The sequence below is a fragment of the Silicimonas lutimaris genome (assembly GCF_047314965.1).
Lineage (GTDB): Bacteria > Pseudomonadota > Alphaproteobacteria > Rhodobacterales > Rhodobacteraceae > JAVJUV01.
This window is the reverse complement of record NZ_JBLBVK010000051.1, coordinates 19265-45247: the sequence shown is the minus strand read 5'-3', so window position 1 is coordinate 45247 and position 25983 is coordinate 19265. Positions and strand designations below refer to the sequence as shown.

Sequence of the window (25983 nt, the reverse complement as noted above, 5' to 3'; positions counted from 1 at the left end):
ATGATCAAATTTTGGGTTGGCGGCTTGATGCAAGCGTGCGCAGATGCCAGGTCAGCGCGGAATTAGATGATATGACAGGCTTTTTCAGTCGCTTCTCGATAATTTCCGCGGCTTCCAGAGTGCGCAGATTCGTACAACTGAGAAACACTGCATCGACGCCATCACTCGCTCCTAGGTGTAGTGCTGCGTCGACCACCGACTGGCAGGATATCCGGGTGACCAGATGTTCGTCTGCTACGCCGAAGCTTCCGAAAACCGGCATGTCGATACCATCTTGGGCAAAAGCCGAAAGCAACGGCGTGACGACCTCCTCGACATAGGGCGACACCAGCGCAAACCGGGAAACCCCAAGTGCCGAGGCACATGCAACCGTCGCGCGGATCGGATTGGTGACGGCTTCCGTATTGCAGCCTGCTCGAACCAGTCTTTCGACCTCGTCCGAACCTATGACCGAACTCGCCGACGTGCAGGCATAGCCCACTGCGCTGAACCGACATGGCGGTAGAAGGGTGGCCGCCGCCGTGAGGTCGCCCTCCATCCGGGCGAGATTGGCTCGGGTCACGCTTGGCGCGCTTGGTATGCGAGAGATGTAAAGCGGATTGGGGATATCCGCGGCTGCTTGCCGGAACTCGGGTTCAAGCGTTTCATCCGCCTGAAGGACGATCAAACCGATGGCGGGATTTGCCTCCTCGGGATCAAAGCTGCAGCTTAGATTGATCACAGCACAACCGCCTCTCGCGCCGCGACGGGAGTGAGATACCGGGCGCCTGTCGTGGTAATCGCGATATTCTCTTCATGAACGATGATGCCGCCGGAGGTCTCAACTCCGGGTTCCAGCGTTAGAACCATCCCGGCTTCCAAAATCGTTTGATCCGATGGGATCAGGGAGGGCCATTCCGTCAGTGACATGCCAAGGCCGTGCCCCAGCCGCCCCGCGTCCGTTTCACCCCCCAGAACGGATGCCATGACCGCATGAAGGTCGGCGGCTGTGATTCCGGGCCTCGCCGTCTCGAAAGCCTTTGCGGTCGCGTCGATCAGGCGAGCGTGGGCATCGCGCGTTTCCTGTGCTGGGGGTCCGATCGACCAGTTGCGATCGAAGTCGCAGAAGTAGCCGTCCCAGACCAATCCAGTATCCAGCATCAGCACGTCTCCCCGGGCCAGAGGGCGCTGTGTGGCAGGCGATATCACGTCGTCATAGCCTCCCGGTCCCGCGCCGCCGGCGAGATAGGGCAGCCAGTCCGCGCCTTCCTCAAGGCACAGCATCTGGAACTTGCGGAAAACCTCGTCCAGCGGCCTCCCCTCGGCGGCAATCTCAGGCGCGCGGGCAAAGGCGCGTCCCGCTATGCTGCAGGCGGTCTCGATCTTGGCGATTTCCGCGTCACTTTTCACAAGGCGCAAAGTTCGCAGGATGCCCTTGTCTCCCACAAGGAGACGGTCGGGAAGCAGGCGCCTGAGCCGTTCGAAATCCCCAAGCGGCATGCGCAGATGGGTCTCGTGGCCGTCGGGCACGCCAATTCTCTCTCCTTTCGGCACCAGTTCCGCCAGCGTGTCGGCCAGCAGCGTGACTCCGTCATCCGTCAGATCCGGCGCGGACCATGTGCGGATATCGCGCACCCCGGCCCGGGCCATCAACGATGCGCCGATGGAGGGGATTACCGCGACCGGAGCACCGGACGCGGGAACGATCAGAAACCAAGGCCGAGTGGGGCTTTCCCAAAAGCGGGTCAGAAAACCGGTGAAGTAGCGGACCTCGGGTTCGGTTGTCAGCAGAAGCGCGCCCAGACCTTTGGAGGCCATTGCGTTCTGCGCACGGGACAGGCGGTTTGCGAACTCCGCTTGCGTAAACCCACGTTCCGTCATTCTGCCTGCTCGGAAAGAAAGGCGAGAATGCGCGAACCGGGGCCGATGCCGCAAAGCGCCCGTGCGTCGTCCAGCAATGCGGCGGCGGCACCCGCGCCGCCCGAAGCGGTGGTCCCGAACCCCGCAGCGGCCAGCCTCGGCAATACGCGTTCCACCTCGGCGTCGGTCAAGGTCAGGAAAGCGTCGGCGTCACGGGCAAGCCCGTTGAGCGCGATCAGCGACGGTTCCTTGCAATCGAGGCGGCCCATGATGCTGTCCGGCCCGTCGGCGAACACGGCCTTTCCGGCGCGTATGCTGGCCTGAAGGGCCGGCGCGGCCTCGGGTTCCACGACGATAACCCGGGGTGCATTGCCCCAGACCTTGCGGACATATGCCGCAACGGCGCCCGCCAGACCTCCGACGCCGGCCTGAAGCAGGACATGGGTCGGCACCTTGGGAACCTGTCGTGCCGCTTCGGCGGCCATGGCAAGATAGCCTTCCATGAGGCGGTGCGGAATTTCCGTGTACCCGGCCCAGGAACTGTCGGAGAGGAGAATGCCTTCGCCAGCTTCGGCGGCCTTCGATGCGGCCGCCATCGAGGCAGCGTAGTCGCGACCTTTCCGGCGCACTTCGGCTCCCTTTTCCTGCAGGCGGCGTGCAAACACCTCGGGCACGGTCTCGGCGATATACACAACGGAGCGCGCGCCGAAGATGCCTGCGCCCGCTGCAACCGACATTCCGTGATTGCCGGCGCTGGCGGTGATATAGGTGCGGCCCGCCAATGTGGATGGTCCGGGCTCATCGGACGTGGCGGCGGCGTCGCAAGCGATCACATAGGCGGCTCCCAGAGCCTTGAACGAGCCAAGGCCCATGCGTGCGCGTTCGTCCTTAAGCCAGAGCTTTGCGCCAGGAACAAGGTTCTCCGATTGGTGCAAAGGGGTTTCCTTCGCCGCGGGGCAGCGGGCCAGCAAACGCTCGACCGCACCTTCGTCAGTCGAAGGATAGGGCGCTTCGGGCGCCAGCGGACCCGCGGCGCGAAATGGGTTGTCGAGTATCTCCATGCGAACAGCTTGCACGAATTCGCCTTGACCCGCAAAGGCCGGTTTCATCTTCTCCGAACAAAAGGGAGAACTATCATGCCGCATCACGACCCAGCCTTCACACGGGCCGAATACGACCGTCGTATCGCCAAGACGCGCAAGGCGATGGACGCAGCGGGGATCGACGTTCTCTTCGTCGAAGACCCGTCGAACATGGCGTGGCTGACGGGCTATGACGGGTGGTCCTTCTACGTTCATCAGGGCGTGATCCTGCCGCAGGACGGCGATCCGGTCTGGTGGGGGCGCAACCAGGATGCCAACGGCGCAAGGCGCACGGTCTGGATGGCCGAGGATCGCATCCACGGCTACGCCGACACCTTCGTGCAGAATCCGGCGGCGCACCCGATGGAGGATCTCTCACGCATTCTCCGGGAACTCGGTCACGAGACGTCGAGGATCGGTGTCGAGATGGACAACTATTATTACTCCGCCAAGGCTCATCAGACTCTTGTAAGCCAGCTTCCGGGCGCACGTTTCGTCGATGCGACGGCACTGGTGAACTGGCAACGCGCGGTCAAGTCGGGCGAGGAAATCACGCTTATGCGCAAGGCGGCGCGCATCGTCGAAAAGGTCATGGACGGCGTAATCGAGCGGATCGAGCCGGGCCTGCGCAAGAACGACCTGGTGGCCGAGATTTTGCGCGACGCCGTGCGCGGAGTTGGCGACGACTGGGGTGACTATGCCGCGATCGTGCCCTTGCTGCCTTCGGGAACAGACGCTGCCGCGCCACACCTGACTTGGGATGGACGACCCTTTCGCAAGGGTGAATGCACTTTCTTCGAACTCGCTGGCTGCTATCGCCGATACCACACCCCATTCTGCCGTTCGGTCTTTCTTGGTGATCCGCCCGCGTTCCTCAAGACTGCGGAAGCGGCGCTGGTCGAGGGGCTGGAGGCCGGGCTGGATGCTGCCCGTGCCGGCAACAGGGCAAGCGACATAGCGGCGGCTCTGGCGCGTCCGCTTGAAAAAGCGGGGATCGAGCGGGGGGCCCGCTGCGGTTATCCGATCGGCCTGTCCTATCCGCCGGATTGGGGGGAGCGCACGATCAGTCTGCGCGTCGAGGACGACACGGTCCTGGAGCCCGGCATGACCTTCCATTTCATGCCCGGTCTCTGGATGGACGACTGGGGAATGGAGATTACCGAGTCCATCCTGATCACCGAGAACGGTCCGGCGGAGTGTTTCTGCGACCGACCGCGCAAGATGTTCGTCAAGCCCTAGGTCCCGTGCGTCCGGTCATATCCTGACGGTTCAGGCGGCACATGCGCTGCCCGGGCGGCATCGCCCGGGTCCCAGATTTCGATCAGGAGCGGATGGCAATTCGCGGTGTCCGACGAGTGTTCGGACGAGCAATCGCCGCCGGGACAGGCCGACAGGCCCACGATCAGGTCGATCTCGGCGAAGAACTCGATGAAGTCGCCGGGCCTGACGGGGCTGGCTTTCATGAAGTACTGGCCGGTGTCGCGGGTGAAACCCGTGCACATGAACACGTTCATCACGTCGTGAACATGGCCTTCCGCCTCGGCCAGCGGCAGGCCCGTGTGGGCGGCGAGCGCGCGTGTCAGGTTCGAATGGCAGCAATAGTGGTAGTCATGCCCGGACAGAAGCCGCCCTGTATATGGGTCGCAGCGGGTTCCGATCACGTCATGCACACCGCCGCCGAATTCGTCGAACCCATACCAACCCAGCGTATCTTCGGTGATTGTGGCCATCGGGCGCAGGTAGGGAAAACTGGACCAAAGCCGGTCACCCTGATCCAGGTGCGAGCCGTGAAGCGCGCGTGTCTTGCCCGAATAGAACCGCTCGCCAAGGTTGCCTGCGTTCCAGAGGTTCAGGTCTCCAACCTGCGCCCCCTCGATCGAGACAATCCGGAAGAACGCTCCGGCAGGTACGTATATGCATCCCCCATCCCGCGGCGCCACGCGAAGCGACCCGGCGGCGGTGGCGTCTTTGCGGAGCGCGCGAAGCGCGGCCAAGTCCACGTGCGGCAGGGTATCCGGGGGGTAGCAGATGACGGGAGGCACGGCGCGCCGTGCTTCGGCATCCTTCGGGGTGGTGGCCATTCTGCCCTCCTCGTTCACGTCACGAATTCCCTGAGGCGCGCGAGCATCGAAAGACAGGCCTCCATCTGCGATATCTCGATGAATTCGTCCGGCTTGTGCGCCTGTTCGATCGAGCCCGGCCCGCACACGACGCAGTCGAGACCCAATTCCTGGAACAGCCCGGCCTCGGTGCCGAAAGCGACGATGCCTGTTGCATTGCCCCCTGTCAGCGCGGTTGCAAGATCGACTGCCCGGCAACCCTCGCGCGGCTCCAGCCCGGCGATCTCGGCGATCGTGTGCCGCGCGATGCATGCGTCCGGGCTGACGGCCCGCATCTCCGGTTCCAGCGCTTCGGCCGCGAAGCGATCGACCGCCTGCTTCACGTAGTCCGCGTCGCCGGGCGCGACAGGCCGCATTTCCCATTCCACCTCGGCATGACCGGCAATGACGTTCCGGGCATTCCCGGCCTGGATGCGGCCGACATTCACCGTGGTCCATGGTGGCGTGAAGGGGCTGCCGGCGGGCGCCCTTTCGCGCAATTCCGCCGCCAGTTCCATCAGCCGTCCGACATAGCGGGTCGCGAAAATGGCCGCGTTCACTCCAAGGTCGGGGGCCGAACCGTGGCCTTCGGCGCCACGCAGTTCGGTCGTGTATTCGAAACAGCCCTTGTGGCCGTTGACGATCTGCATCGACGTGGGCTCTCCGATGATCGCGATTGCAGGCTTGACCGGCCCGGACCTCAGGATCTCGACAAGGGATTGCGCGCCCAGACAGCCGGTCTCCTCGTCATGGGTCAAAGCGATATGCACCGGACGCGTCACGTTCCAGTCCGCGATCTCGGGCGCAAGCGCCAGAACGCAGGCAATGAACCCCTTCATGTCGCAACTGCCGCGGCCGTAAAGCCGCCCGTCGCGCTCGGACAGTTCGAAAGGATCGCTGATCCATTCCGACGGATCGGCGGGCACGACGTCCGTGTGCCCTGAGAGTACGATCCCGCCATCGCCGTCCGGACCGAACGTGGCAAACAGGTTCGCCTTCTGTCCGGTGTCATCGGCGTGTATGTCGACCCGCGCGCCAAGCTCGGTCAAGAGCGAGGTCGCCCAGACAATCAGTTCCAGATTGCTGTCGGACGACACCGTCGGAAAGGCAATGAGTTCCGCCAGACGCGACTTCGCCCGCTCAAGGCGATCTGCACCGTTCAAGTCCAACTTTCCCTCCCGAAGGAACTGTCCTTCTCCCTGCGCATCTATCATGCCTGCCCTGGCTGAAAAATCCGAAACCGACGCATTGGCTTGACGAACCGAAGCCATAGAGCCCATCACAGGGCATGGCACGATACGATAAGCGGTGCGGTTATTGCGCTGTCTGCCATGGGGCAGTTGCGCAGGCATGACCGATTTCACCCTCTCCCATATCCGTGAGGCCGCGGGGCGGATCGCCGGAGTCGCTGACGCAACCCCGCTCGTACCTTCTGCGCTTTCCGCGAGGTTCGGCCACGAGGTCCTGCTGAAACTCGAGATCGCTCAGCCCATTGGCGCCTTCAAGCTGCGCGGTGCACTCTCGGCGATTGCTGCCCTGCCCGCGGACACGGTTGGCGTTACATGTTGCTCCACCGGCAACCATGGGCGTGGTGTGGCCTACGCGGCACGGGCGCGCCGGATGCAGGCCGTGATCTGCATGTCGCGCCTTGCCCCCGAGGCCAAGGTCGCGGGTGTCCGCGCCCTTGGTGCCGAGGTTCGCATCATCGGCGACAGCCAGGACGAGGCACAGGCCGAGGCCGAACGCCTTGCGCGAGAAGAGGGTCTCGTCGACATCTCGCCGTTTGACGATCCGCTTGTCGTGGCCGGGCAGGGCACAATCGGCCTCGAGCTGGTTGAAAGTCGACCTGACCTGACCGCTATCCTCGTTCCTTTGTCGGGAGGTGGATTGGCGGGTGGCGTCGCATTCGCTGCCAAGGCCCTGAACCCGGCGATCCGTGTTGTCGGGATAACGATGGATCGGGGCGCGGCCATGCACGCTTCGCTTCGTGCCGGATACCCGGTCGAGGTGGAAGAGGTGCCAAGTCTTGCCGACAGCCTCGGCGGTGGCATCGGTCTTGCCAACAGGCTCTCGTTTCCTCTCTGCCGCGATCATCTGGACGAGACGATCCTTGTGACCGAGGCCGATATCTATCGCGCGATGCAAGCGCTCTATTACGAGGACCGGATCGTCTGCGAGGGCGCCTCGTCGGTAGGCATCGCCGCCATGCTGACAGGAAAGTTCAAGGCGGAAGGTACGACGGCCACGATAATAACCGGGCGCAACCTCGACATGACCCAGCATGCGGCAATCATGACCGGGCAGGACATCATCTTGGGCGACGTCACCGTGAAAGGGGAAAGTTATGGCGCATGACATCACCGTTCTCACCGAAAAGGAGTTGCGCGCCGCGGTGCCGCTGGACCTGACCGCCATCGACGTCACCGAGCGCGCTTTCGCGGCCTTGGGCGGAGAAGGTGTCGTGATGCCGCCGATCATGTCGATGGAACTGCCAGGCACCCATGATGAGGTCGATGTGAAGACCGCTTACCTGCCGGGCTTTCCCTCTTTTGCGATCAAGGTCAGCACGGGCTTTTACGGAAATGCGGCGCTGGGCCTTTCCAGTCTGAACGGGTTGATGACGCTTTTCTCGACCCGGACGGGGCTGGTCGAAGCCCTTCTTCTGGACAATGGTTACCTGACCGACATCCGAACAGCTGCTGCGGGCGCGGTTGCGGCGCGTCATTTGGCGCCGGCACAGGTCGAGTGCGCGGGCGTTTTGGGCACCGGACTGCAGTCGCGCCTGCAACTGCAGGCGCTGCACGCTGTCCGCCCGTTCCGGAGGGCAATGGTCTGGGGGCGGTCGCATGACAGGGCGCAGGCCTGCGCCGCGGATCTTGCCCAAGCACTCGGTGTCGAAGTCACCGCCGAAACCGATCCGGCTTTGGTTGTTCGGTCTTCACAGGTCGTCGTTACGACCACGCCGTCGCGTGCGCCCATTCTTCGGGCCGAGTGGCTGCATCCGGGCCTGCACATCACGGCGATGGGATCGGACGCGCCGGAAAAGAACGAACTGGAGCCAGCGGTCTTGGCACGCGCCGACCTTTGCGCGGTCGACCGGATCAGCCAATGCGCGTCCCTTGGTGAGTTGCGCACCGCCTTGGCCGGAGGCGCACTTGCCGAAACGGACGTGATCGAGCTGGGTCGGATCGTCACAGGTTCCAGTCCCGGGCGCACCAGTGCAGCCCAGATCACGGTCTGCGACCTGACCGGTACCGGCGCGCAGGATACCGCCATCGCCAACCATGCCCGCGACGTACTGGATGGCGCCGGCACGATCGTACGGGCCTAGGCGGTTTTCTCGCGGCCGAGAATCCGGTATTGAACCGCTATCCCACGCAATAAAGGCATCGCGCGCTGCTGCCTGGGTGTCCGGAGCCTCTGGCGCCTGACCATCCTCCCGCCTTTGGCGGCAGCGAAAGGATTGCGTGCAGACGGTTCCCATCAAGACGAAACCACGCGGCGCGATGCCGTTGAAAAAGGTGAGACCAATGCTGAAGAACGACCAACTGGACCAGTGGGACCGCGACAACTTCTTTCACCCTTCCACCCATCTTGCCCAGCACGCTCGGGGCGAGACCCCGACGCAGATCATCCGCACAGGTTCGGGTGTCTTCATCGAGGACCGCAACGGTGCCAAACTGCTGGATGCCTTTGCCGGGCTTTACTGCGTCAATGTCGGCTATGGCCGAACCGAGATCTCGGACGCCATCGCTCGGCAGGCGCACGAATTGGCCTATTATCATGCCTATGTCGGCCACGGCACCGAGGCGTCGATCACTCTGGCCAAGATGGTGCTGGACCGTGCGCCCGAGGGGATGTCGAAGGTCTATTTCGGACTGGGCGGTTCGGACGCGAACGAGACCAACATCAAGCTGGTCTGGTACATGAACAACATTCTCGGCCAGCCCGCGAAGAAGAAAATCATTTCGCGCTGGCGCGGGTATCACGGCTCGGGCCTGATGTCGGGATCGCTGACCGGGCTCTGCTTGTTTCACAAGGCCTTCGACCTGCCGCTTGTACCGATCCTGCACACCGAAGCTCCGTATTATCTGCGGCGTCCGGATGCGGACATGACGGAGCGCGAGTTCTCGGCATGGTGCGCGGCGGAACTGGAGAACTTGATCCAGTCGGAAGGCCCTGACACGATCGCCGCCTTCATCGCCGAGCCGGTTCTGGGCACCGGCGGCATCGTCCCGCCGCCCGACGGCTATTGGGAGGCGATACAGGAGGTGCTTCAGCGCCACGACATCCTGCTGATCGCGGACGAGGTGGTGACCGGCTTCGGGCGTCTGGGCTCCATGTTCGGCTCGACCCACTACGGCCTTCGCCCCGACATCATCACTATCGCCAAGGGCCTGACCTCCGCCTATGCGCCCCTGTCGGGCTCGATCCTGTCCGAGAGGGTCTGGAAGGTGCTGGAGCAGGGCACGGACGAGCTTGGACCCATCGGGCACGGCTGGACCTATTCCGCGCACCCGATCGGGGCGGCGGCTGGTGTGGCCAATCTCGAACTGATCGACACTCTGGGTCTGGTCCAAAACGCAGGCTCCACGGGTGCCTATCTGCTGGCGCGCTTGCGCGAAACGCTGGCTGATCACCCCAAGGTCGCCGAGATACGCGGCGAGGGAATGCTGGCTGCAGTCGAATTCGCAGAAGACCCGGGCGCACGCAGGTTCTTCGATCCGGTGGGAAAGGTTGCGGGTGCCATCGCAGCCGCTGCACGCCGCAGAGGCATGATCGTTCGCGCCATGCCGCAGGGCGACATCATCGGCATGGCGCCGCCGTTGTGCCTCAGCCGGGATGAGGCCGATACGATCGCGGTCACTCTGCGCGAGGCCGTGAACGAGGTATTCGCCTGAGGGCAGGGGGCGCGGCTTGGACCGCGCCCCACGTCATCAGCCGACCACGTTGAAGTCCGGCCCGTAGGGATAGCCGGTGATGTCCTCGTTGCCGTCCTCGGTGATGACTAGGATGTCATGCTCGCGGTAGCCACCCGCGCCGGGCTGGCCTTCGGGGATCGTCAGCATCGGCTCCATCGAGATCACCATGCCTGGCTCGAGGACCGTATCGATGTCCTCTCGCAGCTCCAGCCCGGCTTCGCGGCCATAGTAGTGCGACAGGACGCCGAACGAGTGGCCATAGCCGAAGGTCCGGTACTGCAGCAGGTCGCGCTCGGCGAAGAACTCGTTGATTTTCGCCGTCACGTCCGCGCAGCTGGCGCCCGGCTTGAGTAGCGAGATGCCCAGCTCATGCGCCGCGACGTTGGCCTCCCAGATCGCCAGCGAGGCCGCATCGACCTCTTCCACGAAGAGAGTGCGCTCCAGCGCCGTGTAATAACCCGAGATCATCGGGAAAGTGTTCAGGCTGAGGATATCGCCGCGTTCTAGGACGCGCGCCGTCACCGGGTTATGCGCACCGTCGGTGTTGATGCCCGACTGGAACCAGACCCATGTGTCGCGGTATTCGGCATCGGGAAAGCGCTTGGCGATTTCCAGTTCCATCGCGTCGCGGCCTGCCATCGCGATGTCGATCTCGCGCGCGCCCGCACGGATCGCCTCGCGGATGGCATAACCGCCGACATCGGCGACTTCCGCTCCGTGCCGGATCAGAGCAACCTCGGCCGGGGATTTGTGCATCCGCTGCCGCATGGTCATCGGGGCGATGTCGCGTACTCCGGCCGGTGCCAGGAAGCTCTCCATGAGGTCGCGCTGGGCGAGGGTCATGTGGTCTCCCTCGAACCCGATGATCTTGCCTTTGCCGGTGACAGACAGGATCGCGCGCCAGTAGTTGTTCCGCTGCCAGTCGGTATAGGTGATGTTGTCGCCATGGCAGCGCCGCCAAGGCTGTGCGGCGTCGATGCCCGCGCTGATCGTGACGCTTTCGCTGGCGGTTACGACGAGACCGTAAGGGCGGCCGAACGAACAGTAGAGAAAGCCGGAGTAGTAAGCGATGTTGTGCATCGAGGTGAAGACGCAGGCATCGACACCGGCTTCGGCCATGATCTGGCGGAGACCGGCAAGCCGAGCCTCGTACTCGGATGCGTCGAACGGCAGAACGCGGTCGCCCTGCCGGAAACGGTAGAAATCGGGACGGGTCATCGGAACGCTCCATTTCGAAGTCGTCTGCCACGTTGCGCCGGGTCCATCCTGCGCCGTGACAGCGATCAGAATTCATCCCGGCGTTCAGGACAGTTCACTTCGGGGCGACGCGAAATCCGCGTTGGCGACGCCATCGCCGGCCCGATTTCGCCAATGCACCAGAACCGGCTTTCGGACAAGAGGATTTCGCGTCAGGCGATCGGTGGCTCGGGTGGCGTCGAGGGCCAGGGATAGCGAAAGCCAAGAAGCTGGCGCATCTCGGGCGAGGCGGTTTCCAGGAACGTGGGATCGAGTCCGGTCAGCATGTCCTCGATCGGTTTCACGAACTTGGGCAGAAACTCGACCAGAAGCCCGATGCGCCCGGCATCGCTGTTGTTCGGCATCGCGCAGTGCCAGGCTGCCCCGAAGAACAGAACGACATCGCCGGGCTCGCCCGTCAGCCGGATACAGTTCCCGAAGAAGTCGTCGGCCTCGTCCGGATAGCGCAGCGTTTTTTGCGATCCCGGAGCCAGCGCCGTGGCGCCGTTTTCTTCCGTGAACGGGTCTATCAGCACCACCGCCTGGGCGTTCAGCGGAAAGCTTGCATTGGTCCGCATCGGAAAGGTCTGGGACCGGTAGAAATCCCAATAGGGATAGTCGATATGCGGCTCCTGTCCGCCAAAGCCAGGCATGATGCGCGAAGCGCAAAGGCTGCCCATCACGAATTCCGAACCAAGAAAGGCCTGCATTGCTTCGAAGATCATCGGATCCTCGACCAGATGCGCGATGTCGTGGTCAAGAGCGACAAGATCCCGGAACCAGACACGGCGTTGCAAAAGCGCGTCCGCACCGCTCTGATTGAAATGCGATCCCGTTTCGGTCACGGCGTCCGTCGCGGCGACAATCCTTTCGTGGATCCTGGCGATCCTTGCCTTTTCGAAAACATCCTTGAGGACCAGCGCACCGACTCCGTCAAGCAACTCTTCAGCCGCTTCGCAGGGATCGAAGCTCTCTCGCGTCATCACCTTCATGCCAGCCCCCGTCTGTCGCGGCGTAGAGATATCTCCGTCTCGACCTAGCGTTACTCAGAGCGGAAACTGGCGCAAGGTGTGTCGTTCATCTTCGGGATTGTGCGAGCGCTTTCAGCAAGGCGGCGAGCAGGGCATGGGACAGCGTCGGCCCGTTTCCGGTGCCGACATACGGGTCGTTGTCCCGGATATCCGATTGCCTCAGACTGCAGACCCAATGGCCATTGGGTTGGCTTGCCGTCCCTTTCATGTTCACGCTCCAGCCGGGCAGAACCTGGCGGATCGCGTCAAGCGCAGCGTCCGTCGACTCAATATCGCACTCGGGGCTCAGCGTGCAGCCCGCATCTTTCAGCGCCGTTCTGGAGCGCTCCGTCAATTCGTCGCCAAGTTCCAGAGCCGCTTCCACCTCTTGCGCTAGTTCTGCAAGCTTTTGATCCATGAGTAACTCCATCCGGGATCCGTAATTCGGAATCATCCTGTTCCGGAGCTCCCCTCCGCGCCTTGACCGAAATCAACGAAGAACGCGCTGCCTTGGCTAGGCTGCGCTGGAAATCAATTTGGGAACGAGGAGCCACAGCATGGCCAGTGTCGGTGAAGTGATCTTTTTCGAGAACTTGCGTCGTGGTGACGTCGCCCTGGTAGGCGGAAAGAACTCGTCTCTGGGGGAGATGGTCCAGGAACTGAACCAGCTGGGCATCTCGGTTCCGCCCGGCTTTGCGACCACCGCCAGCGCTTTCCGGCGCTTCATCGAGGCGAACGGGCTGGGGGACCTGATCGCAAAGACGATGAAGGATCTCGATTCCGGGAAGATCAGCCTGCAACAGTCCGGCGACAGGATCAGGACAGCGATTGCCTCGGGCGACTGGCCCTCGGAGACCGCCGAAGAAATCCGGAATGCCTACCGGGAGCTGTCGCGCAGGGCAGGCAAGGATGCGCTGTCGGTTGCGGTCCGGTCCAGCGCAACGGCAGAGGATTTGCCCGATGCCAGCTTTGCCGGTCAGCAGGAAACATTCCTGAACATCGTCGGCGAAGACGCGCTGCTGAAAGCGTGCCGAGATTGCTATGCCTCGCTCTTTACCGACCGGGCGATCAGCTATCGAAACGCCAAGGGTTTTGATCACCTCGACGTTGCGCTGTCGGTGGGCGTTCAGCAGATGGTGCGTTCCGATATCGGTGGCTCCGGCGTCATGTTCTCGATCGACACCGAGTCCGGCTTCGACAAGGTCGTGCTGATCAATGCGGCCTGGGGCTTGGGTGAGAACGTGGTGCAGGGCGCCGTTACCCCGGACGAGTTTCAGGTCTACAAGCCGTTCCTCGACGACAAGACCCTGCGTCCGATCCTGGAGCGCAAGCTGGGCGCGAAAGAGAAGAAGATGATCTATGGCGGTGCTTCCGACGCTGCGCCGGTCAGGAACGTTCCGACGTCGCGGGCCGAGCGGGAAAGCTTCGTGCTGTCCGATGACGAGGTGATGGAACTGGCACGACAGGCCGCGCTGATCGAGCGGCACTACGGCCTTCCGATGGATATGGAGTGGGCGAAGGATGGGGAAACGGGTGATCTCTTCATCGTCCAGGCGCGCCCGGAAACCGTCCAATCGCATTTGCGCGGCGCGGCACTCAGGAGCTTTTCGATCGGCACCCATGGCAGGAAGCTGACCACGGGTCTCAGCGTGGGCGAGCAGATCGCGACCGGAACGGTTTGCCTGATCGAAAGCGCTGCGGATATCGACCGGTTCATCGATGGGGCTGTCCTTGTCACGTCGACGACGGACCCCGACTGGGTGCCGGTCATGAAGCGCGCCTCTGCCATCGTTACCGACCACGGCGGAAGGACCAGCCATGCCGCCATCGTCAGCCGTGAACTTGGTGTTCCCGCGATTGTCGGCTGCGGAAATGCCACGCATATCCTGCATGACCAGCAGGAGATCACGGTCTGCTGCGCCGAAGGCGACGAGGGTTTCGTCTATGAAGGGATCGGCGAGTATACGGTCGAGGATCTCGACCTGGAACACGTGCCCGAGACCCGCACCAAGGTCATGCTGAACCTCGCCAATCCCTCGACCGCGTCGCGTTGGTGGCGACTGCCCAGCGATGGAGTTGGGCTGGCAAGGATGGAGTTCGTGATCTCGAACACCATCCGGATTCACCCCGAAGCGCTGATCCATCTGGACGAACTGCGGGATGAGGACGTGAAAGCCCGGATCAAGGACCTGACTGCGGGATATCCCGACAAGAAGGAGTATTTCGTCGACAAGCTGTGCCGGGGACTGTCGCGAATAGCTGCCGTGTGTCACCCGCACCCGATGATCCTGCGCCTGAGCGACTTCAAGACGAACGAGTATGCCGATCTGATCGGCGGAGAAGGCTTCGAGCCCAACGAAGAGAACCCGATGATCGGATGGCGCGGCGCGTCGAGATATTACGATCTGGCCTACAGCGATGGGTTCAAACTTGAATGCCAGGCGATCCGCCGTCTGCGCGAGGAGATGGGGTTCCGGAACGTCCGGGTGATGGTGCCTTTCTGCCGGACCCCCGAAGAAGCCGACCGCGTTCTTGCCGTCATGGCCGGAGAGGGCCTGAAACGCGGAGAGAACGGTCTCGAGGTTTATGTGATGTGCGAAGTTCCATCGAATGTGATCCTTGCCGAGGAGTTCGCAAAGAGGTTCGACGGGTTCTCCATCGGCTCGAACGATCTGACCCAGCTGACCCTCGGGATCGACCGCGACAGCGATCGGCTGTCATCGCTGTTCAACGAGCGCGATCCCGCGGTGGTCTGGATGATCAAGACGGCGATCGAAAAGGCGCATGCGTCTGGTGCCAAGATCGGATTGTGCGGACAGGCGCCGTCGAACTATCCCGATTTCGCCCGTGTACTGGTCTCGGCCGGGATCGACTCGATCTCCGTCACTCCGGACAGTTTCCTTGCAGTGAAACAGCATGTGGCCGCGGCAGAGAAGGACTGACGCCAAACCGCGGTTTCAATCCACTTGCTGGTGGACCTCGATGATGTTGCCTTCGGGGTCCATGAAGAAGACCTGGTGCCAGGATTTGGCGAACGCGGTCCCGTAATCCGAATACGGGATGCCGTGGTCGTCGAGGAGCTTGAGGAATGCCGCGATGTCATCGGTGCGGAACGCGATATGCCCGCGATCCACCGGGTTGATCACCTGACCATTGCGGAAAGCGACCCCGATATCCCGCTCGGCCAGATGCATCTGCATCTTGCCCTCGGTGGCAAAGCGGATCTTGCCTGAGTATCCGCCCTCGGCGGTTTCCTCGGTCCGTGGGAAATTCTCCTGCGGAACATCGTCGAGTCCCAGCACATTCGTGTAGAAATCGTGCATCCGATCGACATCCTTCGAGACGAAGTTGATGTGGTGAAATTCGAGCTTCATGTCGATTTTGCCCTTGTCAGCCCTTTGGGCCCGTTCAGTGACTGCCAGTCAGGCAAGCATCTTGGTGTCGCCGTCGACCGCGATGGCCTGTCCCGAGATCGTGCGACCCCGGGGGCTGGCCAGGAAAAGCACCTGGTCGGCCAATTGCCGCGCCGTCACGTACTCGCGGATGGATGTGTAGGAGAATGCCGCGGCCTCTGTCTCGGAGAAGGTCCGGCCCAGACGTTGCGCCTTTGCCTCAAGAACCCGGCGCTGGCGGTCACCGGCAACGATGCCGGGCAGAATCGCATTCACCCGCACGCCGTCTTCGCCCAATTCGATGGCCAGCGACTTTGTCAGACCGATCACGCCCCATTTCGCAGCCGCATAGGCAGATCGCATCGCGAAGCCAAGTTTTCCGGCGGCGGAGGAAAAGTTGATCATCGAGCCGTTGTCGCTCTTGCGCAGCAACGGCGCGGCGAGGCGGGCAAAGTTGTACTGGCCGGTCAGGCAGACTTCCAGGCAGCGGTCCCAATCCTCGGGGGCAGTGTCTTCGATCCGGGCGGTCGCACCGGCGATGCCGGCGTTGTTCACCAGGCAGTCCAGTCCGCCCATCTCGTCCGTGGCCTTCGAAAAGAACGCGGCGACGGCCCGCCGATCGGTCACATCACAAACCTCGGCCCTGATATTCGGGTCGGAAGCCGCAAGCGCAGAGACCGCAGCGGCATCCATATCGCAGATCCAGACACGCGCGCCTTCCTCGACAAAAGCCCGTGCCACTTCCAGGCCGATACCCGCTGCGCCCGCGGTAACGATGACACGGCTCCCGTTCAGGTTCAGATCCATTCCACGCTCCTCCAGCGACACTTCATTGGCCCGAGGCCATTCTGTACGCAAATATCGCTGGCATGGCGAGCCATTCGCAGGACGTGTTTCAGTCGGGGACGATCCTACGCCCCCGACCACAGAAACAGCCAAGCAGGGTGCACAGAAGCAAACGCTTCAAGCGCTTGTTGGGCTACGCAATAAGTTGGCGGCGCTCACACCGGTGTTGCATGCTTCGCCTTGGCCGCCGACTTCACGCGTTTCTCGACTTCCTTGATGCCTTCCTTGCTGGCCTCTGCCTCGGCATTCGCAAACTGGCTGGCGCAATTGGAGTAGAGATCGGCAAGCTCCTGCATATCCTCTGCCAGCCTCTGGAAGGATTCCTGCTGCCAAGCCAGGATCGATCGCATCGATGCCGCCCCATCCGTGCCGTTCCCGTTCACCGTGCGCACGATGTCGAGGGCCGATCTCGCGGCTTCGTGGCGACGCTCAAACCACGCCTTTGAAAAGGATTCGGTGGCGTCTAGGATGTTTTCCTGCGCCTTCCAGAACTGTTCCATCTGAGGCGCAATCATCGGATTAGCCGCGTACATGCCGCGCACCTGCTCCATGATTTCGCCCAAAGCGGTATTTGACTCTCTTGCCATCCCGACTCTCCCATTTTCTGTTTCGAATTGACGTAATTAAAGCAGGTATTGCGTCGTGCTGCTTTAATCTCGGTCAAGTTTCGGAACCACCACCCAAGCATTCATCGATGCTGCCCGAGGGAGGGTCCGGAGACTTCCGATGCCCGTTCGGCACGAGGCGACCCATTTGACCTGAATTAAAGCAAGTGGATGCATCGAGACCCTAGAATGTAACGATGCGCATCTCGGTTCAAGTTGCGCATGTGCGCATTGCGCGAGTGGGCAAGCCTCGGAACCGGGAGGGAGGAGAGCTTCGATATGGAGCACCGCGACACCGATATCGGCCACATCGTTTCGATCGAAGGTGGCATCGTCGATATCCGGTTTCCGGAGGGGCGGCTTCCGTCGATCTCTTCACGGCTCCTGACACTTTCGGAACCGGAAATCTCGATCGAGGTCGCATCGCTGCCATCGAGTGATACGGTTCGCGGGCTGGTGCTGAATCCTACGCCCGATCTGCGGCTGGGGCTTGCCGTGCGGGACACGGGCCAGGCGATCACCGTTCCCGTTGGCGATGCGCTTCTGGGACGCATGTTCAACCTCTTCGGCGATCCCATCGACGGGGGCGAGTTGTTGGATGACATGCGCCGCAAGCCCATTCTGCGCGATCCGGTGCCTCTGTCGCGCCGCCGGGTCGAAAGCGCGCTGTTCGAGACCGGCATCAAGGCCATCGATCTGCTCAGCCCGATCGAGCGCGGCGACAAAGCCGGGCTGTTCGGCGGCGCCGGTGTTGGAAAGACCGTGCTGATCACTGAAATGATCCACAACATGGTGGCCGAATACCATGGGGTGAGCCTGTTTTGCGGGATCGGCGAGCGATGCCGCGAGGCCGAGGAACTTTACCGCGAAATGCGCGATGCAGGGGTTCTTGAAAACACCGTCATGGTCTTCGGCCAGATGAACGAGAGCCCCGGCGTGCGTTTTCGCGTGGGGCATGCTGCGCTGACCATGGCCGAGTACTTCCGGGACGAACGGCGGCGCGATGTTCTGGTCCTGATCGACAACATCTTCCGCTTCGTGCAGGCGGGCGCCGAGGTTTCCGGCCTGCTGGGAAGAATACCCAGCAGGGTCGGCTACCAGCCGACACTGGGTACGGAGCTTGCCGATCTGGAGGAGCGCATCTGCTCGACCGAGCAGGGAGCGATGACCTCGATCCAGGCGGTCTACGTCCCGGCCGACGACCTGACCGATCCGGCAGCCACGCATACCTTCGCTCACCTTTCCGCGTCGATCGTCCTGTCGCGCAAGAAGGCATCAGAAGGACTCTATCCCGCGATCGATCCGCTGCGTTCGTTTTCCAGGCTACTGACACCCGGCGCAGTCAGCGAACAGCACTACCGGGTGGCCCGCGACGTGCGCAATACGCTGTCCGAATACGAAGACCTGAAAGACATAATCGCGATGCTGGGCTTCGAGGAACTTTCGGAGAAAGACCGGGCCACCGTCCGGCAGGCGCGGCAGCTTGAGCGCTTCCTGACGCAGCCTTTCTTCTCCACCGAGGCCATGACCGGAAACAAGGGGCGCTTCGTGCCTCTCGAAGAAACCCTCACCAGTTGCCGCCGTATCCTCTCGGGCGAGTTCCGATACCGTGATGAATCCGATTTCTACATGATCGGCGGCGTGGACGATTTGCCCGCCAGGGAGGCGACCAATGCGGCTTGAAGTGATCACGCCAGAAAAGGTCATCCTGGATGTTCGGGTTGAGAGGATTCTGGCAGAGGCTCCGGATGGGCATTTCGGCATGCTGCCGAACCACGGCGATTTCGTCACCGAGCTCGCTCCGGGAATACTCGTGTATCAGCTGTCGGAAGGCGACGAGCGTTTCGTCGCGCTGCATTCGGGAACACTTGTCAAATGTGGACCCTTGGTGCGCGTCGCCGTTCGCAAGGCCATCGAGGGAGACGATCTCGCGGCGCTCCGGGAGCGTGTCGAGGAAGAGTTCCGTCAACAGGACGAGGATGAACGTGCGGCCCGCGCGGCGCTTGCGCTGCTCGAGGCAAGCATGATCCGCCGGTTCCGCGATCTGGAAAGCCTGAGCCAATGATCGACGACAAGCAGGACGAGACCGAGACGATTGCCCGCAAGGCGCTTCGAATGGAGCAGAGCCGGAAGCGCCGGACCCTGAGCGCGTGGCTCGGGCTGGGCATGTTCGGGATGGTCGGCTGGTCGGTTGCCGTGCCGGTGATCGTCGGCGTCGCCCTGGGTATGTGGATTGATGCGCGGTGGCCCGGAGAGACGTCCTGGACGCTGTCGCTTCTTCTTGGCGGCTTCGCCGTGGGGTGTCTGAATGCGTGGTACTGGGTCCAGAGGGAGGGGCGGGGCGATGAATGATCCAGTCTTTCTCCCGACGTCCCGGCCGGCCCGGAACATCTTTCGCCCTGTGCAAATTGGTTCCCAGAAACGCTCGGCTCCGGCCGGTCTTCGCGCCTACCCCGGAGTGTCCTGGAGTTTAGCTCTGACGCAAGGAAAGGATCGGTCGATATGACGGAAATCCCGATCATGTGGGGTGTGGCCGTCCTGATCGGTGCCGGCTTCGGCGCGCTCTATCTCGCGCTCCTCTGGGTAGGCGTGCGCGCCCTTGCCGGCCCCCGCCCTGCGCTGGCCTTTGTCGGCGCTGCAGTTGCGCGATTGGCCCTGGTCCTTTGCGCATTTTTCGCCTGGCAGCTGGTGTCTGGGCAAGCCGGCACGCTTTTCGCCGGTCTTGCCGGGTTCGTCGCCATTCGCCTGGCCTCCACAAGGGCGGTCGATCTTCGCAGGAAGGAGAACCGTTTATGGAAATAAGCCCCGACAGCTGGATCATCTACGACTGGGGTGGTTGGCGCCTCACGGCAACCGCCGTCTTCACCTGGGTCGTCATGGCCATTCTGGTTTTCGGTTCGTGGGCCGTTACCGCGCGCCTGAGCGAAGGCGAGAAGGTGTCGCGCTGGCAAGTCATGCTGGAAGTGATCGTCGCCCAAATCCGAGAACAGATCGGCGAGGTCGGCGCCGAGAATCCGGATCGCTATCTGCCCTTTATAGGAACCCTGTTCCTGTTCATAGCGACCGCCAACATCCTGAGCGTTGTTCCCGGCTATCAGCCGCCTACCGGTTCGCTGTCGACAACAGCAGCGCTGGCGATCTGCGTTCTGATCGCCGTGCCGGTCTTCTCTATCTCCAGTCGCGGGTTCAGAGGGTACCTTCGGACCTACCTTCGTCCCACGCCCCTGATGCTGCCGTTCAACCTGATCAGCGAAGCATCACGCACCCTGGCGTTGGCGATCCGCCTTTACGGCAACGTGATGAGCGGCACCATCATCGTTGGCATTCTGATCAGCATTGCCCCGTTCTTCTTCCCGATTCTGCTTCAGATGCTCGGGCTGCTGACCGGGCTTATCCAGGCGTATATCTTCGCCATTCTCGCAATGGTCTACATCGCCTCGGCCAGCCGTGTTCACGCCGCGGCCGCCGGCGAGGACCAGATTTTATCAGACAACCAAGGAGACTGACCATGGACCCAGCCATATGGATCGCCGGGATATCGATCGTGACTGCGGGGCTGACCATTGCCATCGGTTCGCTCGGCCCCGCCTTTGCCGAAGGTCGCGCCGCATCGCAGGCGCTTCAGGCGCTGGCGCAGCAGCCTGACGCGGCAAATACCATCACGCGCACGCTCTTCGTCAGTCTCGCGATGATCGAATCCACCGCGATCTACTGTTTCGTGGTGTCGATGATCCTGATCTTTGCGAACCCGTTCGTCGAACTCGTGACGCAGACCGCCGGGGGGTAAAACCGTGCAGATCGACTGGCTGACGGTCACAGCGCAGATCATCAACTTTCTGGTCCTCGTATGGCTGCTGAAGCGCTTCCTGTACGAGCCGATCAACAGCGCCATGCGCCGCCGCGAGTTAGGGATCGCGGAACGTATGTCGGAAGCGAAAGCTGCGCGCGAGGTCGCCGAGAGCGAAGCGGAGGCGCTAAAGCGGAAGTCCGAGGAATTGGAAGCCAGCAAGGAAGAGATCCTGGCGGCGGCGCAACGACAGGCGGCGGAATTGCGCGCGCAACTTGAGGCCGAGATTCGTGAAGAAATGGAAGAGAAGCGCCATGCCTGGCACGAACATCTGGCCGAGGAGCGTGAGGATTTCATTTCCTCGCTGAGGCGGCAGGCCGGTCAGAAAATTCTGCAGATCACCGAGCGCGTCCTCGCCGAATACGCGGAGAGTGAACTGTCCGAACAGGTGGTCGCCAACTTCACCAGACGGCTGAAGACACTCGCGCCCCAGACACGGGAAAAGATGGCCGCCGCCGCGGCGCGCGGCGGTGCCGTGGCCATTGTCCATACGGGGGCCGCCATCGACGGCGCGGGAAAGTCGAGGATCACAAGAGCGATCCATGATGTCCTGTCCACAACCATCGACGTCGAGTACCACGAGGATCCAACGATGGTGCTGGGCGTTCGTCTCTCCATCGGCGACCAGACCGCGGAATGGTCCGCGGTGCGCTACCTCGAGCGATTGGGGGTCGAGCTTGGCGAGATCATCGAGGCGGGAAGCCGATCCGCGGCCTCGTCGCGCGCTGCCTCGGAAAACCAGCGTTCGGGTATCGCATGACGGTAACCGACGAGATTCCCCGCGACTTTTTCGCACCGCTCGACGAGGCCCTTGCACGCGTCTCGCCCGAGATCGACGCTGCCGAGACGGCCCGCATTCTTTCCGTCGGAAACGGCATTGCCCAGGTGGCCGGGTTCACGGATCTGCATGCAGACGAGTTGCTGGAGTTCCCGGACGGCGTGGTCGGGATCGCGTCCAGCCTGAAGCCGGGGAGGATCGGCGTTATCGTTCTGGGGAACACCGACCGTCTTCGGCCCGGAGACCGGCTGCGGCGCACGGGTCGGGTGGTGGATGTCCCGGTGGGTGAAGCGCTTCTGGGGCGCGTGGTGGATGCTCTGGGTCGTCCCATAGACGGCGGCAGCAGGATCGAGGCCGAGGAGCGTCGGCCAATCGAACGCCCGGCGCCGCCGATCATGCATCGCGATCCTGTCGACACACCGCTTCAGACCGGGATCAAGGCCGTCGACGCCGCCATTCCCATCGGCCGTGGTCAGCGCGAGTTGATTATCGGAGACCGCCAGACCGGCAAGACCGCCATCGCCGTCGATACGATCCTGAACCAGAAGGATAGTGGTGTCCTGTCCATCTATTGCGCCATCGGCCAGCGCGGTTCAGCTGTGGCTTCGGTCATAAAGAGCCTGCGCGAGGGCGGCGCTCTGGAGCGGAGCATAGTAGTGGTCGCCGGAGGTGATGATGCGCCCGGGCTGCAGTTCGTCGCGCCCTATGCCGCCACGACCATGGCCGAGCATTTCGTGGCGAAGGGTCGGGACGTGCTGATCGTCTATGACGACCTCACGCGCCATGCACGGGCCTACAGGGAGCTGTCTCTGCTTTTGCGTCGCCCGCCGGGTCGCGAAGCCTATCCCGGTGATATCTTCTACATTCACTCGCGGCTGCTGGAGCGCGCGACGCATCTGCGCAATGAACATGGCGGCGGCTCTTTGACGGCGCTGCCCGTGGTCGAGACACAGGCACAGAATATCTCGGCCTTCATCCCGACGAACCTCATCTCGATCACTGACGGTCAGATCTATCTTTCTCCCGACCTGTTCGAAAAGGGACATCTGCCTGCCATCGACATCGGCACTTCGGTCAGCCGCGTCGGCGGCAAGGCGCAACTGCCCGCTTTCCAGGCCGTCGCCGGTAGTCTCCGGCTGACCTATTCGCAGTTCGAGGAACTGGAAAGCTTCGCCCGCTTTGGCACCCAGCTTGATGAAGAGACCAGGCGCAAACTCACCCGTGGGCAACGCGTCCGCGCAGTGCTGACCCAGAAGGAACAGGATCACTTCTCGGCCCCCGAGCAGATCGCCGTTCTGCTTGCCGCCACCGAAGGTCTGCTGGACGAGGTCGAGCCTGACGATGTCGTTCGTGCCGAAGAGATTCTGCGTCGCGCGGTGCGGCGGGATCTGCAGAATATCGCGGCCGAAATCGAGTCTGGCGCGCCCCTGACGAAAGAACGCCGGCAATCGCTTGTCGAGGGGCTGCGCGTCGCGCTCGCGCGGGAGGACGGCGCACATGGAAACGCTTGAGACTCTCTCCGAACTTCTCGAGACGACCGGCGATATCCAGTCCATCGTTCGAACGATGAAGTCGCTGTCCGCGGTCAGCATCCGCCAATACGAACAGGCCGAAAAGGCGATCGCAGGCTATGAAAAGACGATCGACCTTGGTTTTTCCGCTCTCCTGCAAGATCGTCGCGCGCGCGGGCTTCCATTGCCCATGACGATCGACGCCACATCGCAGGCCGAGGTTCTGATCGTGGTTGGATCAGACCGTGGTCTCTGCGGGCGCTACAACGAGATCGTCGCACGTTTCGCGGAAGAGAACCTGGATGATGGAACCGCCGTCCTTGCAGTGATTGGCGCACGAACAGCCGCTCGTTTGGAGGCGGTTGGTCGGAACCCCGACCGGCTCTTTCTTCAGCCGGGTTCGGTCGCGGGCCTGGGAAGTCTCGTACAATCGGTGATCGTGGAGATCGAGCGATGGACACGGGGGCCGGGGGTCGGGCGTGTCCGGTTGATCTACAACCGGCGTGAAGGGCGGTCGCTTGCCGTACCGGTCGAGCGGGTTCTTCTCCCCATACCCGACACGTATCTTGCCGGGCGTGTTGCTGCAGGCTGGCCAGGGCCGGGGTTGCCCTTTTTCCGGATGGAACCCGAGAGGCTTCTGTCGTGGCTTGTGCGCCAGAGGCTGTTCGTCGTTCTGTACCAGGCTCTGGCAGAGGCTTTCTCAAGCGAGCATGCGACACGGCTTGCGGCGATGCAGAGCGCCGAGCGTAACATTCGGGAACGGCGCGAAGACCTGAACGCGGCCTATCGTCGGAAACGGCAGGAAACGATAACGCGCGAGTTGCTCGATCTCGTCTCCGGCTTTGAAGCGGTCACCGGTTCGCCCGAGTAGGGCAGGACAGGCAAACCGGGTTACTTCTGAAACACGTAGGACCCCGGAGCATCCTCTGTCGCCCGGTAAGGCGAACGGCCGCTGCCGCCCAAACGGGGCGGCGGGGTCTCGCCGCTTGAATGCCCGCTCAGCCAATCTGAGAGAGCCGGCCACCATGATCCATCGTGCCGCTCGGCCGCGGATTGCCATGCATCCGGCGCAAGATACCTGTCCGAGTCCTCGGAGGTTCGAATCCGGAACTCCCGCCCCTCGTGGCCCGGTTCGCTGACGATCCCGGCATTGTGCCCGCCGTTCGTCAGGACGAACGTCACCTGGGTATCCGCCAGCAGATGCAGTTTGTACACCGACTGCCACGGCGCGACATGGTCAGACGTCGTCGCGACGCAGAAGATCGGAACCTCGATATCGCTGATCGTGACGGGTTTTCCGCCAATCCGGTATTTTCCTTCGGCAAGTTCGTTGCCGAGAAAAATCTTGCGCAGGTATTCGCTGTGCATCTTGTAGGGCATCCGGGTTGCGTCGGCGTTCCATGCCATCAGGTCGAACATCTCGGGGCGCCGGCCCATCAGGTACTCGTGGACATAGCGCGACCAGATCAGGTCCGCCGAGCGCAAGAGTTGAAACGCTCCGGCCATCTGCTTGGTGTCCAGATAGCCCTGATCCCACATCATGTTCTCAAGGAACGCGACCTCACTTTCGCTGATGAAAAGCTGCAACTCGCCTGGGTCCTCGAAATCGGTCTGCGTCGCCAAAAGCGTCAACGTCGCAAGCCTACCGTCGCCGTCGCGCGCCATTTGCGCGGCCTTGGCAGCAATCAAGGTTCCACCCAGGCAGTAACCTATCCCGTGTATCTTTTGATCCTTGGTGATCGATGTCGCTGCATCGACGGCCTCGGAGACCGCATCGAAATAATCGCTCATGCCAATATCGCGATCCTCGGCGGTCGGATTGCGCCAGGACATCATGAAGACGGTGAAGCCCTGCCCGACAAGGAACTTCACAAGCGAATTGTGAGGGCTGAGATCAAGTATGTAGTATTTCATGATCCATGCCGGGACGATCAGGATGGGCTCTGCCTTCACTTTGGTGGTCTCTGGCGCGTACTGGATCAGCTCGAAAAGATGGTTCCGGTAGACGACCTTGCCGGGGGTCGCCGCAACATCGCGTCCCGGCAGATAGTTTTCCGTTCCGACCGGCAATTTGCCCGACACCGCGCGTTCCCAGTCTTCCAGGAAATTCTGGAATCCCCGAACGAAATTGGCGCCGCCTTCGCGGATGGCCGCTTCTGCGACTTCCGGGTTGGTCGCCACGAAATTCGAGGGCGAGATCAGGTCAAGCATCTGTCGGGTGATGAACGAGACGACCTGCTCTTCGTGTTGGCTGACACCGTCGATATCGGCGGCGGCGTTGTACCACCATTGCTGAGTCAGAAGGAAATTCTGGTAGATCAGGTTATAGGGCCATTGCCGCCAGCCCTCGTGATCGAACCTGTGATCGTGGGGAAGCGGCTCGATGCAGGGTTCGGTCTCCGAATTGCGCGCGAGGGAGCCTGCGTAGATGCCAAGGCGCATCGCCTTGCGCGCGGCCTTTTCCATCAGCTGTATCTGCTTTCCCGGGTTTCCCATCAAATGGATCCACCAGGAAAAGAACGTCGAGGCCACGCCGTAGGGTGATACGCCGAGCGTGAACCGGGCAAGATGCGCGTTCGCCGCCCGGTCGAGGCTCTTTGTACTGTACCGGTCAGGCGGTTCGAGCAGAGACCTGTTCACAAATTCCGGTGGCTCGGCTCCAAGACCCAAGCGCATGTCGTCCGGGGCGGGGATGTTTTCCTTTGCCGCGCGATTATCCGAATCCCGCCGGGTTTTAGCTTTCCTGCCAGTCATCGCGGACCCTCTTCGTACCTGCGCCGAGGCGCGCCAGTGTCGCCGTTTCGAGCCCATCCACA

Annotated in this window: 26 protein-coding genes; 14 read left to right on the top strand and 12 right to left on the bottom strand. The window is 62.3% G+C overall.

What is annotated here, in order from left to right; translation table 11 throughout:
* Nucleotides 1–4: 4 nt before the first annotated feature.
* From ACKLNI_RS12470 to ACKLNI_RS12460, 3 genes are read right to left on the bottom strand one after another with little or no spacing between them, the layout of a single operon-like run.
* A complete protein-coding gene (locus tag ACKLNI_RS12470; protein WP_413719403.1) occupies nt 5–721 on the bottom strand; it encodes a maleate cis-trans isomerase family protein in 717 nt (238 codons plus the stop codon).
* A complete protein-coding gene (locus tag ACKLNI_RS12465) occupies nt 718–1860 on the bottom strand; it encodes a M24 family metallopeptidase (RefSeq protein ID WP_413719402.1) in 1143 nt (380 codons plus the stop codon). Before ACKLNI_RS12465 ends, ACKLNI_RS12470 begins: the two co-directional genes overlap by 4 nt.
* Nucleotides 1857–2900 (bottom strand): pyridoxal-phosphate dependent enzyme, encoded by a 1044-nt coding sequence (locus ACKLNI_RS12460; RefSeq protein ID WP_413719401.1) that lies wholly within the window; start codon nt 2898–2900, stop codon nt 1857–1859. Before ACKLNI_RS12460 ends, ACKLNI_RS12465 begins: the two co-directional genes overlap by 4 nt.
* Nucleotides 2901–2975: 75 nt before the next feature.
* On the opposite strand from ACKLNI_RS12460, the gene ACKLNI_RS12455 reads away from it, so the two are divergent.
* Nucleotides 2976–4160, top strand: a complete 1185-nt coding sequence (locus tag ACKLNI_RS12455; protein WP_413719400.1) for a M24 family metallopeptidase — start codon at nt 2976–2978, stop codon at nt 4158–4160.
* Here the strand turns inward: ACKLNI_RS12455 and ACKLNI_RS12450 are convergent.
* Nucleotides 4157–5002, bottom strand: coding sequence for an urea carboxylase-associated family protein (locus ACKLNI_RS12450; protein WP_413719399.1), 846 nt, complete (start codon nt 5000–5002; stop codon nt 4157–4159). The two genes, ACKLNI_RS12455 and ACKLNI_RS12450, sit on opposite strands and share 4 nt — an antisense overlap.
* 14 nt (nt 5003–5016) lie before the next feature.
* Nucleotides 5017–6183 (bottom strand): acetylornithine deacetylase, encoded by a 1167-nt coding sequence (gene argE, locus ACKLNI_RS12445; protein WP_413719398.1) that lies wholly within the window; start codon nt 6181–6183, stop codon nt 5017–5019.
* Between the two features lie 187 nt (nt 6184–6370).
* Between argE and eutB the strand changes: the two genes are divergently transcribed.
* From eutB to ACKLNI_RS12430, 3 genes are all read left to right on the top strand, one after another.
* The gene (gene eutB, locus ACKLNI_RS12440) at nt 6371–7375 is read left to right on the top strand and encodes a hydroxyectoine utilization dehydratase EutB (RefSeq protein WP_413719397.1); all 1005 of its coding nucleotides are present in this window, start codon (nt 6371–6373) and stop codon (nt 7373–7375) included.
* Nucleotides 7365–8351 carry a cyclodeaminase gene (locus ACKLNI_RS12435; RefSeq protein WP_413719396.1) on the top strand — a complete coding sequence of 329 codons (987 nt, stop codon included), beginning with the start codon at nt 7365–7367 and terminating at the stop codon, nt 8349–8351. Before eutB ends, ACKLNI_RS12435 begins: the two co-directional genes overlap by 11 nt.
* A 199-nt stretch (nt 8352–8550) precedes the next feature.
* Nucleotides 8551–9921 (top strand): aminotransferase class III-fold pyridoxal phosphate-dependent enzyme, encoded by a 1371-nt coding sequence (locus ACKLNI_RS12430; protein WP_413719395.1) that lies wholly within the window; start codon nt 8551–8553, stop codon nt 9919–9921.
* A gap of 36 nt (nt 9922–9957) precedes the next feature.
* On the opposite strand, the gene ACKLNI_RS12425 is transcribed toward ACKLNI_RS12430, so the two are convergent.
* The 3 genes from ACKLNI_RS12425 to ACKLNI_RS12415 all read right to left on the bottom strand — a co-directional run bounded on the left by ACKLNI_RS12425 (nt 9958) and on the right by ACKLNI_RS12415 (nt 12606).
* Nucleotides 9958–11160, bottom strand: coding sequence for a M24 family metallopeptidase (locus tag ACKLNI_RS12425; RefSeq protein WP_413719394.1), 1203 nt, complete (start codon nt 11158–11160; stop codon nt 9958–9960).
* A 191-nt stretch (nt 11161–11351) separates the two neighbouring features.
* Nucleotides 11352–12170, bottom strand: a complete 819-nt coding sequence (locus tag ACKLNI_RS12420; protein WP_413719393.1) for a phytanoyl-CoA dioxygenase family protein — start codon at nt 12168–12170, stop codon at nt 11352–11354.
* Between the two features lie 85 nt (nt 12171–12255).
* Nucleotides 12256–12606 carry a hypothetical protein gene (locus ACKLNI_RS12415; protein WP_413719392.1) on the bottom strand — a complete coding sequence of 117 codons (351 nt, stop codon included), beginning with the start codon at nt 12604–12606 and terminating at the stop codon, nt 12256–12258.
* Between the two features lie 139 nt (nt 12607–12745).
* Here ACKLNI_RS12415 and ppsA point away from each other — a divergent pair, with 139 nt between their 5' ends.
* The gene (gene ppsA, locus ACKLNI_RS12410; protein WP_413719391.1) at nt 12746–15130 is read left to right on the top strand and encodes a phosphoenolpyruvate synthase; all 2385 of its coding nucleotides are present in this window, start codon (nt 12746–12748) and stop codon (nt 15128–15130) included.
* 15 nt (nt 15131–15145) lie between these two features.
* Here the strand turns inward: ppsA and ACKLNI_RS12405 are convergent, their stop codons facing one another.
* From ACKLNI_RS12405 to ACKLNI_RS12395, 3 genes are all read right to left on the bottom strand, one after another.
* Complete coding sequence (locus ACKLNI_RS12405) at nt 15146–15562, bottom strand: VOC family protein (protein WP_413719390.1); 417 nt, start codon at nt 15560–15562, stop codon at nt 15146–15148.
* A 48-nt stretch (nt 15563–15610) separates the two neighbouring features.
* Complete coding sequence (locus ACKLNI_RS12400) at nt 15611–16387, bottom strand: SDR family oxidoreductase (protein ID WP_413719389.1); 777 nt, start codon at nt 16385–16387, stop codon at nt 15611–15613.
* 194 nt (nt 16388–16581) lie between these two features.
* Complete coding sequence (locus tag ACKLNI_RS12395; RefSeq protein ID WP_413719388.1) at nt 16582–17013, bottom strand: hypothetical protein; 432 nt, start codon at nt 17011–17013, stop codon at nt 16582–16584.
* Nucleotides 17014–17310: 297 nt separating this feature from the next.
* Here ACKLNI_RS12395 and atpD point away from each other — a divergent pair, with 297 nt between their 5' ends.
* From atpD to ACKLNI_RS12350, 9 genes are all read left to right on the top strand, one after another.
* Complete coding sequence (gene atpD / locus ACKLNI_RS12390; RefSeq protein WP_413719387.1) at nt 17311–18714, top strand: F0F1 ATP synthase subunit beta; 1404 nt, start codon at nt 17311–17313, stop codon at nt 18712–18714.
* Nucleotides 18704–19096 carry a F0F1 ATP synthase subunit epsilon gene (locus ACKLNI_RS12385; protein ID WP_413719386.1) on the top strand — a complete coding sequence of 131 codons (393 nt, stop codon included), beginning with the start codon at nt 18704–18706 and terminating at the stop codon, nt 19094–19096. Before atpD ends, ACKLNI_RS12385 begins: the two co-directional genes overlap by 11 nt.
* Nucleotides 19093–19383, top strand: coding sequence for an AtpZ/AtpI family protein (locus ACKLNI_RS12380; protein WP_413719385.1), 291 nt, complete (start codon nt 19093–19095; stop codon nt 19381–19383). The genes ACKLNI_RS12385 and ACKLNI_RS12380 overlap by 4 nt, the downstream gene beginning before the upstream one ends.
* A gap of 150 nt (nt 19384–19533) precedes the next feature.
* Nucleotides 19534–19833 carry an N-ATPase subunit AtpR gene (locus ACKLNI_RS12375; protein ID WP_413719384.1) on the top strand — a complete coding sequence of 100 codons (300 nt, stop codon included), beginning with the start codon at nt 19534–19536 and terminating at the stop codon, nt 19831–19833.
* Entirely contained in the window at nt 19824–20537 is a 714-nt protein-coding gene (locus ACKLNI_RS12370; protein WP_413719383.1) for a F0F1 ATP synthase subunit A, read from the top strand. The genes ACKLNI_RS12375 and ACKLNI_RS12370 overlap by 10 nt, the downstream gene beginning before the upstream one ends.
* Nucleotides 20538–20539: 2 nt before the next feature.
* The gene (locus ACKLNI_RS12365; RefSeq protein ID WP_413719382.1) at nt 20540–20818 is read left to right on the top strand and encodes a F0F1 ATP synthase subunit C; all 279 of its coding nucleotides are present in this window, start codon (nt 20540–20542) and stop codon (nt 20816–20818) included.
* Nucleotides 20819–20822: 4 nt separating this feature from the next.
* Nucleotides 20823–21638: a F0F1 ATP synthase subunit B family protein gene (locus ACKLNI_RS12360; protein ID WP_413719381.1), complete on the top strand. Its 816-nt coding sequence runs from the start codon at nt 20823–20825 to the stop codon at nt 21636–21638.
* Nucleotides 21635–23167 carry an alternate F1F0 ATPase, F1 subunit alpha gene (locus ACKLNI_RS12355; RefSeq protein WP_413719380.1) on the top strand — a complete coding sequence of 511 codons (1533 nt, stop codon included), beginning with the start codon at nt 21635–21637 and terminating at the stop codon, nt 23165–23167. Before ACKLNI_RS12360 ends, ACKLNI_RS12355 begins: the two co-directional genes overlap by 4 nt.
* Complete coding sequence (locus ACKLNI_RS12350; protein WP_413719379.1) at nt 23154–24038, top strand: F0F1 ATP synthase subunit gamma; 885 nt, start codon at nt 23154–23156, stop codon at nt 24036–24038. Before ACKLNI_RS12355 ends, ACKLNI_RS12350 begins: the two co-directional genes overlap by 14 nt.
* 20 nt (nt 24039–24058) lie before the next feature.
* Here ACKLNI_RS12350 and ACKLNI_RS12345 read toward each other — a convergent pair whose 3' ends face one another.
* On the bottom strand, nt 24059–25921 hold the full coding sequence (locus ACKLNI_RS12345; RefSeq protein WP_413719378.1) for a PHA/PHB synthase family protein: 1863 nt from the start codon (nt 25919–25921) through the stop codon (nt 24059–24061).
* Nucleotides 25922–25983 lie beyond the last annotated feature (62 nt).